A 12,614-nucleotide genomic window follows, 5' to 3' on the forward strand; every position below is an offset into this window, starting at 1 on the left:
ACCGGCTTCACCCCGCTCCGTTCTCGGTCATAGAAGCGGCAAGCGCGGCAATGCCACGTTGCCAGAACTGCGTCAAACGGTCGATATCTGAGGGCGTGAAGACAGCATCACTCCACAGCCAGTTCGCGCTCAGTTGCGGACCTTCGGGCGTAGCACGTACAAGTGCGCTGATGTGCACGGCAAAGCGCAGTGGCAGGTCTGGCTCGGGATCGACCGGTAGAAATTCGATTTGAGGCCAGGACAGAAGTGACCAAGGTTGATCGGTGACGCCGCCGAGGTCCAGCCGACCCATGTAATTGAACATGATTTGCGGGTCGGGGGCCTCCTGCAACTCGGGGACGCGGTCGACATAACGAAGCAGACCGTAATCCAAACCTCCGTATGGAATCGCCGTGAGGTAGGTAGTGACCACATCGAGTAGCGCCCGGGCGGTCTGCGGATCTGCCTCGGCCTGCTCGATATCGACAGCCGCAGCACCGGTTCCGAGCCGCACCGGAAACGCGCTGGTAAACCAACCGACGGTGTTCGTAGTGTCGGTGTCAAGAGTGGCATCAGCACGCCCATGGCCCTCCAGAGCGATGAGCACGCCGGAAGACGGATCCTGTGCACGAACACGACGCCAGCTCGCGACGGCAATCGTGATCGCGGCCAGCAAGAATTCGCGTATTCCCTCCTCTCTGGTGACCGCGGCCAGCACCCGCTCGGTGACCTGAACCGGCGTGACGATCGGGGTGATGTGCAACGTAGACCAGGTGTCTCGGCTAGGGTCGGGATGTCGCGCACCCAACGCGGGATCGGCTCTGCGAACTTGGGCGACCCAGTATTCGCGTTGGTTGCGCACCTCCGGCGCGGCCGTTCGTTTCCACATCAGCTCCGACCAACAGCGGTACGAAGTGAACTGTGGCAGCGCCTTCGGCGTTGCGCCCGAAGCCAACGAGCGCCATGCGTCGGCGATATCGCCGAGCATGATGTGCCAGGACACCACATCCACCGCCAAGTGGTGCACGGTGAGAAGCAGCACATGTTGGTCCACGCCAGACAGCCAAACCGCACGTACCATCGCTCCCGCGCGGGGATCGATCTCGTCGATCACTCGCCGCGCTTCATATGCTATGGCCGAGTTCAGTTCTGCCTCAGTCGATTTCGTCAGCTCTCTGCGGGAAAGTAGGTCGGCGGCGCGGACCACGCCAGGCCCGCGAGTCACCAGACGCGGCCCGTCGGGCGTGTCGGTCAGAATCGATCGCAGGGTGTCATGTCCATCCAGCAACACCTGCAGCACCAGCTCAATTGAGCAACGCTCGATGTCGCAGGGCAACCGAAGCAAGATGGTATTCGTGAAGCGACGATAGTTGCCATACTCGTAAAGGCAGGACACTATCGGCAGTGGCAGAACCTCACCGTATTGGTCACTCACAACGCACGGACCCGAAGCGGCCGAAACGTCGATCGCGGCTGCGAGTTGCCGAATTGTCGCAGCGGCGAACACCATCCGCGGACTCAGTGCCAGACCCCGGCGCCGGGCCTTGTGCGCCAATGAGATCGCCACAATGCTGTCTAATCCGAGCGCGAAGAAGTCGTCATCGATGTGCGGCACCACGCCGTTGAATTGCTCTTCGAATAGTCTGCACAGCGACCGCTCGGTAGCGGTAGTTGCCGACTCCGCGCCACCGCCTGTGACGTGCGGGACGGCATTCTCGGCCAGCCGGTCCAATGCGTGGCTGTCCAGCTTGCCGTTGTCGTTCACCGGCAGCCAAGGTAATGCCACGATCCGGGCCGGAACCATGTAGGCGGGCAGGTGTTCGGTGAGCGCGGAACGCAGCCGCACCGGGTCGGTATCCGCATTCGCTTGCCACACAACAAAACCCACCAGGCTGGTGGCGCCACCGCGGCGTACAACGGAGACTGCCGCGTCGTGTACCCCGGGCCGGCTACGCAGGGCTCCCTCGATCTCGCCGACCTCGACGCGGTAGCCGCGGATCTTGACTTGGGTATCGCTGCGGCCCACGTAGGCGTAGCCACCATGAGGTAAGCGACGGACCAAGTCACCAGTGCGGTACATGCGCTGACCGGGCCGCAGCGGATCGGCCACGAAGCGAGCGGCGGTCAGTGCTGTTCTGCCGGCATAGCCGCGGGCCAGCTGCGCGCCCGACAGGTACAGCTCACCTATTACGCCGGTGGGCACCATCCGCAACGCGGAATCCAAGACGTACCCGAAGGTTCCAGAGTTCGCCGTTCCGATTGTCGGTGTCTGGTAGTCGTGGACCGACGCCACCACCGCCTCAACCGTCATTTCGGTGGGCCCATAGCAGTTGTAGACCGCGTTGCAGGGCGGTGCCGCCGATAGGGCGCGCAACTGCCCCCACAGTGCCGCGTCGATCGCTTCGCCGCCCAGGGCCAATACCGAAAGATTGTGATCCAACAATCCGGCAGCCCGCAGTTGCACAAACATCGACGGAGTAGTGTCGATCATGTCGATCCGGCGCGTGGCGATACCTTGCACCAGCCGATCCGCATCGCGTATCTCGTCGGCGTCGAACAGATGGATCCCATGACCGTCCAGCAGACCAACCATGGGCTGCCACGAGGCATCGAAGCTTAACGACCAGGCGTGTGCGATCCGCAGCCGCCGGCGTAGACGCCTGGCGGCGTCGCGGTAGACCCGCTCGCGGTGGTCGGCGAAATAACTGAGTAATGCGGCATTGGTGCCAATGACCCCCTTGGGTTCACCGGTCGAGCCAGACGTGAAGATCACGTAGGCACAGTGTTCCGCATGACGGTGCACCACCGGCGCGACAGCAGCGCGCCGCGAAATGCGCTCGGCCACTTCGGGATCATCGAGAACCAACGTGGGGACCCGTGCGCCGACCAGGTTTGCATAACCGGCCTCGGCGATTGCAAACACCGGATTTGCCAGGCGCAACATAGATTCGATACGACGTTCCGGAAGCGCCACATCGACGGGCAGATAGGCGCCGCCGGCGGCGAGCACGGCCAGAATGGCGATGACGGATCTAGTCGAGCGCGACAGCACCAGCGCAACGACCGCTTCCGGACCTACGCCCCGTTCGGCCAGCTCCCCCGCCAGCCGACTCGCCTCAGCGTGCAATTCGGCATAGGTATAGCGCTCAGCACCGCCGGCGGTCAGGGCGACGGCATCCGGTGTGGCGCGGACCTGCCACTCAAACGTCTCCCACACTGTTGTATTCGGGGACGGAATCGGCCGCGCCCCAAGATCATCGGACCCTGCGCGCTCCGCCGCGGTGAGAATGTCCAGCGCGTCCGGCGTGTCGTCGCCGATATCAGGCAGTTGTCGCAGCACGGCAAGCAGGCGCTCACCGATCTCGGGGGCCGGAAGATGCGGCAGCGCTTGACGAATCACCTCGACCAGCACCAGCAGCTCGTCGCCGCTGCGGTGCGCGACCACAGTCAACGGGTAGTGCGTCAGACTTTCCATCTCCACCGGAGAAAAGCGGATGCCGTCGGCTGTGCTAACGGTGCGGATGGCGTCCTCGATCGGTGCATTCTCGAACACGAACAGGCAGTCAAACAGAGCGCCGTGACCACTTTCACGCTGAATTTCCGACAGGCTCACATAACCGACGTCACGCATCGCCGATGATTCGCGCTGCAACCGGGTGCATTGCTTCACCACCGGCTCACTGCTGCTCATCTGGTGCACAACCGGCACAGCGTTGATGAACAATCCGACCATAGTCTCAACGCCGGACAGACCTTCGGGTCGGCCAGAGACGATAGTGCCGAAGACAACATCGCGACGGTCGGTGAGCCTACCGAGTACCACCGCCCAGGCGAAAAGCACCGCCGTATTGAGCGTGAGGCCGTTGCGGCCGGCCCACTGTCGCAAACGTGTGGTGTCGGAAGCTGGTAACAGCAGTTTCGTCTTCTCCGGCACGCCATCACCCACAGCGATTGTGCCGTCTGCGATCATGAGCGGTCCCGAAACGGCCTTCAGATATGCGGTCCACTGGGCGATCGCAGCCGCCCTGTCCTGCTGGGCGAGCCACACGATGTAATCACGGTAGGGACGCGCGGTTGGCAGCCCATCGGCCGATCCCGCCGCGCGATACACGGTCAACATTTCGGTGAAGAACACGGCAAGCGACCAACCGTCCACCAGAATGTGATGCGCGGTGAAGATCATCCGGCGCCTGGTCTTCTGACCGGGAACTGTGAGCAGAACGACGCGCAATGCCGGCCCACGACGCAGCTCAAACGGCCGGCGCCGCTCCGATCGTCCGATATCATCGAATTCCGTTGGAAAAGCGAGCCTTTCGGACCACGGCAGCTTGGCGTGGGCGGGCACGATCTGCACCGGTTTGGGCAAATCGCGATCCCAGAAGGCGGCGCGCAGGTTCGGATGCCGGTCCAACATGGCTTGAGCGCTGCGGCGAAGCAGCTCGACATCGACCGGTCCGTCGATATCGATCACAAACTGCATGGTGTAAAGGTCGATGCGGTCCGCAGCCATTCGGTACAGGGCGTACAACCCTTCCTGCAGCGGGCTGAGGGCGAGAACGTCTTCGATCTGTGCAGCTGTGGTCATGACGACGTTCACGACTCCTTGAGCCAGGATGCGGTCAGCTCGGCCAACGCGTCCTGGCTCAGGCCCGATGCACTCATCGGCGTGTATTCCTGCGCTGGTGCCGAGTCGGCCTCGGCCGCCGGCGGTTCAGTGGCCGCACCGATTGCCGCGGCGAGCTCGGCGATGGTCATGTGCTCGAATACCATTGCCGGGGTAAAGGCCACGCCTTGCGCGGTGGCCTGCGCCGCCCATTTGACGGAAGTGATGCTGTCACCGCCCAGCGCGAAGAAGTTGTCATCGCGGTCTATGCCGGTGATATCGAGCAACTCCTCCAGCAAGGCGACCAGAACCCGCTCGGTTTCCACCGAGCCGCCGGCGGGCAGTTCCGTCGGAACAGCGACGGGAGGGGCGGGCGGAGCGAGCAGTTTCTCCATATCAGCCGGTGGCAGCAAGTCCAACTTGGACACCGGACTGTCCGGTGTCATCGCGAACGCATCAAAAGCGGCGTTGAGAGCATCGGCAATCAGCACGACGGTCGCAGGCTGGTATAGATCGGCGTTGGCGACAACCCGCACGTGCAGTTCTCCCTGGGGTGTCACGCTCATCCCGACGTCCAAATCCAGCAGCGAAACGTCGAAGTCAATCGGAACGGGAACGACGGTGGTTTCGCCCGTCCTGGTGAGATCGCGTGGTACCAGCGCCCAATCCTCGCCGCGAAAATGGATCATGTTCTGAAATAGCGGGTTTCTGGACAGCGAACGCCGCGGGTTAAGCGCCTCGACCAACCGTTCGATGGGAAGTTCCTGGTGTGCGAACGCATCGAGCACCGTGTCGCGGCTGCGGGCAAGCATGGCGCGCGGACTCGGATCACCGGACAAGTCGTTGCGCAGCACCACAACATTGGCGAACAGGCCGACCAGATTCTGTGTGATCGATTCGACCCGGCACGCCACCGGGCTGCCAACTGCGATGTCGGTGCCGCCGCCGAGCTTGTGCAGCAATACCGCGAGGACGGCCTGATAGACCATGAACTCGGTCGCGCTACTTTCCTCGGCGAGCTGTATCAGGGCCGCCCGGCGCGCCGCGGGGACCGTGAAACTCACCGCCTCCCCACGCTTTCCGAGCACGGGGGGACGCGAGTGGTCAGGCGCTATCGAGATCTCATCGGGTAAGCCAGCCAATGCATCACGCCAATACGACAGCTCAGCGTGTCCCCACCCGGACCCCAGTGCATTTCGTTGCCACAATGCGTAATCGGCGAACTGGACGGGCAGCGCGGCCCACTGCAGCTCGACTCCTTGCAGCCGAGCGCGATAGGCAGCGACCAGATCGTCAAAGACGACACCCAGCGATGCATGATCGCTAACGATGTGATGCACGATCAGGAACAACATGTGCCGATCGGCGCCCAGCGCAAACAGGGCGGCCCTGACCAGCGGCCCGGATTCCAGGGTAAACACCTGCCGGCGCAGCTGCGCCATCGCCTCGTCGAGATCACCCGCGTCGATCGTCCGGATAGCCAGTTCCAGATCCAGGCTGGGGTGCACGGTCTGATACGGAACACCTTCGTGCTCAGCGAAGTTGGTGCGCAGCGCCTCATGTCGGGCCACCACATCGTGGAGCGCCTTGGTAAGAGCGACGTGGTCCAGCGGACCGTCGAAGCGAAGCGCAAATGGCATGTTGAAGCCGTCACGCGCGCCATTGATCCGATATTGGAACCACACGGCGAGCTGGGAGTGCGACAGTGGGAGTCGTTCCGGCCGAACCGATTCGACGAGTTCTGGTCGAAGGGATGGTGGCCCGGGCTGAGGGCCGTGGCAAGCGTCATCAGACGCGTCTTCGACGTCCAGCGCATCCAGGTCGACCTCGAACTCGGCACGGAAGTGCTCTACCAGCGCGGCCGCTAGCCCAGCCGGCGTCGGGGTGTCGAATACGGTGCGGACGGTCAGCTCCACACCGAACTCGGTGCGGATCTGTGCGACGAGGCGGGCCGCCAGCAGTGAATGACCGCCCAGCCCGAAGAACGAATCCTCGGCGCCGACTCGCTCCCAGCCGAACAGCCGAGCGAAGATCTCGCAGATCCGTCGCTCGGTCCGCGTCGCCGGCTCGCGGTAGCGACGCACCGCGATAGGCGTCGGTGCGGGCAGTGCCCGCTTATCCAATTTGCCGCTGACAGTCAGCGGTATGTCGGGGATCACCGCAAATGCATTGGGCACCATGTATTCCGGCAGCACCGAGGCAGTATGTGCACGGATCTCGTCCAGAGCCACCTGATCGCCACCAGCCACTGGGACCAGATATGCGGCAAGCATGGGTCCAGCCTCGGATTCTTCGGCAACAACCAGGCAGTGCCGCACCGCCGGATGTGTCGCGATCACGGACTCAACCTCTGCCAATTCGATACGGTAGCCACGAATCTTGACCTGCTCGTCGGCTCGGCCGATGAATTCCAGGCAGCCAGAGATGTTGCGGCGCACTAAGTCACCAGTCCGATACAACCGCATGCCGGGGTTGAACGGGTCGGCGACAAACCGCTGCGCGGTCAGACCGGGACGCCCCAGATACCCGCGCGCCAACTGCACACCCCCGAGGTAGAGCTCACCGATCACCTCCGCCGGCACCGGCTGCAACTCTTCGTCAAGTACGTAGGCGTAGACATTGCGGTTCGGCACACCAATGGGCACCACACGCGCGCCGTACGGCCTTTCGACCAGGATGTGCGTCGAGCAGACCACCGCCTCGGTCGGGCCGTAGTGATTACGCAACTCCGCGTCGAAGTAGCGGGCGAATTTGTCGGCTACCTCACCGGGAAGTGCTTCGCCCCCCACCGGCACGTGACGCAACGCCTGCCACTGCTCGACGTGCGGCAGCATCAGCATGGTGCTCAACATGGACGGCACCATGTGCAGCACGGTAACGCGGTGGCGGGCGATCAGATCAGCGACGTAGCCAAGGTCACCGAATGCCCCGGGCTTGGGCACCACCAGCGCCGCGCCAACCGACAGCGTGACGAAGATGTCGAACAGCGAAGCATCGAAGCTCACCGACGACGATTGCAGCATCCGGTCCTCGGCGGTCATGCTCCATTCGCCGATGAAACCGGTGACGTGGTCGGCGATCGCTTGATGCGAAACCGCTACGCCCTTGGGCTTGCCGGTGGAGCCGGACGTGTAGATGACATAGGCCAGGTGTTCGGGACGCAACGCGCGGCGCCGGTCGGCATCGGTCAGCCCGACGTCCGACATCTCGGCGGCGGCCCCCACGGCGGCGTCGAAGTCCTGGCGACACATAACCATCCGCGGGCGGGCGTCGGTAACCAGGTATTCAATGCGCTCAGCCGGATACGCCGGGTCGATCGGCAGGTAAGCTGCACCGGCCTTCAGGACCGCCAGCACGGCCACCATGAACTCGATCGACGTGGCCATGCGCAAGCCGATGATGTCGTCGCAACCCACTCCCCGCCGGACCAGCCAGCGCGCCAAGCGATTCGCACACCCGTGCAGTTCGGCATAGCTCAGCTCTGTCTCGCCGGAAATCAGCGCAATCGCGTCGGGGGCTGCGACCGCGCGTGCTTCCAAGACCGCGACCATCGTGGTAGGGGGTGTTTCGACCAGGGTGCCATGCGACTTTGCCAGAACGGCATTTCGCTCGTCGGCGCCGAGTAGGTCGAGACTCGCGACGCGCCGCCCGGGCTCACATAGTGCGTTGTCCAACAGCCGGACATAGTGAGCCAGCATCTGGTCGATGACTGCAGAGCTGAGCACATCGGTTTGATACTCAAACTCGATGAACACGCCTTCCATGTCGAGTACAACCGCAAGGGCAAGCGGAAGATGTGCGGCTACCGCGCCAAGTTCGAGTTGTCGCACACTGATGCCGTCCAACGCCAATCCACCGGCGCTCTTACGCATACTGAAACCCAGTCGAACCAGCCGGTCCATGCCGTCGTGGCCCATCCGCTCCGGGTTTGCTTCACGGACCACACGATCGATGCCGACGGACTGATGGGCGAAGCCGGCGAGACAGGTTTCGCGCACCGCGTCGACGAACGAAGTGAACGTATCGTCTGATCGCGCGGCGATCCGCAGTAACAGCGTGTTGCCGAAATATCCGACGGCGCCCTCGGCCCCTGCCCTGCGATCGGTGACCGGAACGGAGACGAGGAAATCTGTTGCGCCGGTGTACCGGCGCACCAACACCCCAAAGACCGCCAGCAACACCATAAACGGTGAGGCGGAGCGTTTTCGGGCAAATTCCTCGACCCGGGAAAACAGGTCGACGGGCACCTCTCGAATGCGACGGGCAGCCCGCCGGGACGGGGGTGGCACGGCCGCACCGGGCAGCTCCACCGGTTCGGGCGCGGGGCGCAACGTGTCCGCCCAGTAACCGACATCAGCAACGGTAGGTTCCGCCGCGGCCTCGAGCACTTCGACGGCAACGAACTGTGGCACAGGGCCGCTCAGTTGGCGACGGTTGTAGGCAGCGCTCAGATCGGCGAAGAACACAGCCCACGAGTCGTCATCCCAACAGACGTGGTGGACAACCAAAAGCAACACGAATTCGTCCGCACCCGTGCGGATCAGGGTGATCCGGAGCGGCAGCTCGTTCGTCAGGTCGAATGGCCGGCCGAACTCCCGCCGGGCCATGTCTTCGATCTGCCGCTCGCGTCCCTCTTGCGCAAGAGCGGTCACATCGTCGGCTCGCCAATTGATCTCGACTTCGTCGGAGAAAACCTGATAGGGCTCCCCCTCGCTATCCACCGCATATGTGGTGCGCAAAATCGCATGGCGCGCAACAACATCGGCGAGGGCCGCCCGCAAGCGCGCCTGGTCCACCGCGCCGGTTAGTCGGTAGGCAACGCAGATGTTCAACGTCACGTCGGCTGGGTCCATGGCCTGCAGAAACCACATCCGGCGCTGGCCGCCGGACAACCGGTAGCGTTCACCCGCACAGATGCGCGCCGCACCGGCCGACTCCCGCGTCGCCACACCGCTTTCGGCGATACGCCGGCGCAGCAGTTCCCGGCGCCGTTCCTGCATCGTCTTCACATCGTCTGCCATGCCTCGCCTACTCCTGCGATCCGCGTGTCTTGAACTGCAACGACGCCACCCGCATCAAATGCCCTCTCTCCGCCGGCCAGGGAAATGCCGTCTGCTCTGAGCAACGTCCCCGCCCCAGAGGCTTATGTTAGCCTTCGCTAAGTTCGATGTGTTGCCGCTATAGCGGTTACAGCAGCTATGGGGCCGGATCAACACTGCGTCCGATACGTTCATGCGAATTGTGCGGGTCGTTCGGTCGGGAGGTAGGCGGTGAACACGCTGGACCTGCGGGAACGCCGCGCCGCGCTGGACCATCATCGGTTCTCCGGAGAGTTCTGGCTGCGTCGGCTCATCCCCGGCCGCGACCTTGACCTGGTGCACTGCTGGATGAACGATCCCGAGGTGGCCCGCTTCTGGGGGAAACCGTGGCCGCGGGTCCGAATCGCCTCCTACCTGCGCCGACAGCACCGCAGTACTCACTCGACCCCGTACCTGGGAGTGCTCAACGGCGTCCCGATGAGCTACTGGGAGCTCTACCGCGCCGATCTGGACCCGCTGGCCCAGTACTACGCCGCCCGCCACCACGATGCCGGCGTGCACTTGCTCCTAGGCCCGGCCGAATGCCGCGGCCAGCGCCTAGCCGTCGACCTGCTGCGTGCGGTCTGCTCATGGCAGCTGGATGCGGATCCGCGCGCCACCCGAGTTGTGGCCGAACCCGACGTCGACAACATGCGGTCAGTGCGGGCGTTTGAGCGTGCCGGGTTCCGGCACATCACCGACCTCGATCTGCCGGACAAGCGCGCTGCCCTGATGATCCGTGAGCGGTAGCGCTGGACAGCCCGCCAGGAAACTGCGCCAAACAAGCCAGGTACACCCCAGCGGGGCCGAAGCTTATGTTAGCCTTCGCTAAGTTGCATGGCTCTTGCGGCTGTCGCGCAGCGACCGTAGGCGAAGGGGTAGTGGTGCATGCCGCGCACAGTGGGGTGGATGAGGCAGTTCCATCGGCCGGATTCGACCAACAGCCTTCCGCTGCTTGTCTTTCCGCATGCCGGGTCCGGCGCATCGGCCTATCGCGACTTCTCGAAAGTACTCAGCGCGACGTTCGCGGTCATCGTGTTCCAATACCCGGGACGCCAGGATCGGGCAGCTGAACCCCCCATGGGCTCGCTTGCTGACATCGCTGCCGGCGCATTCGCCGAGTTTTCGACGGCACCACACCATCGCGGAGCTCCGATCGTCGTATTTGGTCACAGCATGGGGGCGCTGGTGGCTTTCGAGTTTGTCCGGATCGCCGAAACCAGCGGAATCGACGTGCGGCACCTGCATGTCTCCGCCGCGGTCGCACCTTCGCGAGTCGCGGCCAAACCACCACACCCCAAGGACGACGAGGAGATCCTCGACCACCTGGCAGCGCTCGAGGGTACCGATACCGACGTGTTCACCAACCGCGACCTCATGAGAATTGCACTGCCCGTGATCAAAGCCGATTACAACGCCTTTGACGCCTACTCCTGCGCTCAAGATGTCAAGATAACGACCCCGGTTCATGCCATGGGCGGTGATCAGGACCCGTTCATCACACTGGCCGATCTCTATGGGTGGGGCAGACACACCGACACCGCCAGGGTCACGATGTTCGATGGCGGGCACTTCTACCTGAAGTCACACATCGGCGCTGTCGCGGAGCTGTTGGCGTCGAGTGTGCGATCTGAGCAGACGGCGTGAACAACGACGCGCCCATCGATCCCATCGTCATTTCCGGCATGGCTGTCGAGGCCCCCGGGGGAATCGAGACGCCCAGCGCCTTGTGGTCGGCGCTGACCGAAGCCAGGGAGCTGATCGCGCCGTTTCCGCGCGATCGCGGCTGGCCACTCGATGAACTGCAGTCGTTATCCCGGCTCGATGGCTGGGGGCATGTGTGCGACGCCGGCGGATTCCTCGACGACGCAGGCACATTCGACCCCACCTGTTTTGGCATCACCCATCGGGAAGCCATCGCGATGCACCCACAGCAACGAGTCGTGCTGCGAGTGGCGTGGAAAGCCTTGGAAAATGCCGGAATTAACCCCGGCAGGCTCGAGGGCGCAGACGTCGGCTGTTTCGTCGGCATGTCACAGACGGAATACGGCCCCCGGGTGGCTACAGTCGACGCCTACAGTGGACACCGGCTTGTCGGTATGGGACAGCTCGGTGGCGCTGGACGGATCTCGCACAGCCTTGGCCTGATCGGTCCATCAATGGCCATAGATTCCGCATGTGCATCGTCGCTCACGGCACTGCAACTGGCTGCTACCTCGGTTCAGACGGACGAGTGCGAGTGGGCGCTCGCCGGCGCGGTGTGTGTGATGGGTTCGCCCGCCGCTTTCTACGAATTTGCCCGCCTTCATGCTCTTTCCGACGACGGGCATTGCCGCGCGTACTCCGACGACGCTACCGGCACTGTCTGGGGCGAAGGCGCCGGGATGGTTCTGGTCGAACGTGAGTCTCGGGCAAGGAAATTGGGTCATCGGATCTTCGGACGCATCCTGGCCGTTCGCACCAACCACAACGGCAAAGGAAAACCGATCCTCATTCCTCGCGTGCGCGCGCAAGAGCAACTGATGCGCAAGACGATCGCCGCGGCGGGGATCGACCCTGTCGATGTGAGAATGATCGAGGGACACGGCACCGCGACTCCAGCGGGTGACCCGGTGGAATTGCTGGCTCTGTTCCGGACTTACGGCTCGTTGGGCTGCGAGGCGCTGGTGGGCTCGGTGAAGTCGAATGCCGGACATGCGCAGGCAGCCTCAGGAATACTCGGCCTCATCAAGCTGCTGCTCGCCGGCGCGCACGGTCAGATCCCACCGACTCTCTTCTCGGACAACCCGACAAAGAAGTTGGACTGGGACATGACGGGCCTGCGATTGGCGACAAAACTGCATCAGTGGGAACCCAAAGATGGCGTCCGCTACGGCGCGGTGTCCTCATTCGGCGCCGGAGGTGCCAATGCGCATGCGATCATCGCGATGCCGGTGAATAGCGGTGAGTGACAA

5 protein-coding genes are annotated in these 12,614 nt (G+C 63.5%); 3 read left to right on the plus strand and 2 right to left on the minus strand.

The window, feature by feature from the left end; all coding sequences use genetic code 11:
* Positions 1 to 7: 7 nt before the first annotated feature.
* Both EET13_RS18685 and EET13_RS18690 read right to left on the minus strand, forming a co-directional pair.
* Positions 8 to 4,564 carry a non-ribosomal peptide synthetase gene (locus EET13_RS18685; protein WP_122443702.1) on the minus strand — a complete coding sequence of 1,519 codons (4,557 nt, stop codon included), beginning with the start codon at positions 4,562 to 4,564 and terminating at the stop codon, positions 8 to 10.
* An 8-nt stretch (positions 4,565 to 4,572) separates the two neighbouring features.
* Positions 4,573 to 9,603, minus strand: a complete 5,031-nt coding sequence (locus EET13_RS18690; protein WP_122443686.1) for a non-ribosomal peptide synthetase — start codon at positions 9,601 to 9,603, stop codon at positions 4,573 to 4,575.
* Positions 9,604 to 9,852: 249 nt separating this feature from the next.
* Between EET13_RS18690 and EET13_RS18695 the strand changes: the two genes are divergently transcribed.
* The 3 genes from EET13_RS18695 to EET13_RS18705 all read left to right on the plus strand — a co-directional run bounded on the left by EET13_RS18695 (position 9,853) and on the right by EET13_RS18705 (position 12,611).
* The gene (locus EET13_RS18695) at positions 9,853 to 10,410 is read left to right on the plus strand and encodes a GNAT family N-acetyltransferase (RefSeq protein WP_122443687.1); all 558 of its coding nucleotides are present in this window, start codon (positions 9,853 to 9,855) and stop codon (positions 10,408 to 10,410) included.
* Positions 10,411 to 10,548: 138 nt separating this feature from the next.
* Complete coding sequence (locus EET13_RS18700; protein WP_122443688.1) at positions 10,549 to 11,307, plus strand: thioesterase II family protein; 759 nt, start codon at positions 10,549 to 10,551, stop codon at positions 11,305 to 11,307.
* Entirely contained in the window at positions 11,304 to 12,611 is a 1,308-nt protein-coding gene (locus EET13_RS18705) for a beta-ketoacyl [acyl carrier protein] synthase domain-containing protein (RefSeq protein WP_122443689.1), read from the plus strand. Before EET13_RS18700 ends, EET13_RS18705 begins: the two co-directional genes overlap by 4 nt.
* Positions 12,612 to 12,614 lie beyond the last annotated feature (3 nt).

The sequence above is a fragment of the Mycobacterium attenuatum genome (assembly GCF_900566085.1).
GTDB classification, from domain to species: domain Bacteria; phylum Actinomycetota; class Actinomycetes; order Mycobacteriales; family Mycobacteriaceae; genus Mycobacterium; species Mycobacterium attenuatum.

Bases quoted from the DNA above. Each gene is read 5' to 3' on its own strand.
- EET13_RS18685 (WP_122443702.1), bottom strand. From the start codon at position 4,564: ATGACCACAGCTGCACAGATCGAAGACGTTCTCGCCCTCAGCCCGCTG.
- EET13_RS18690 (WP_122443686.1), bottom strand. From the start codon at position 9,603: ATGGCAGACGATGTGAAGACGATGCAGGAACGGCGCCGGGAACTGCTG.
- EET13_RS18700 (WP_122443688.1), top strand. From the start codon at position 10,549: ATGCCGCGCACAGTGGGGTGGATGAGGCAGTTCCATCGGCCGGATTCG.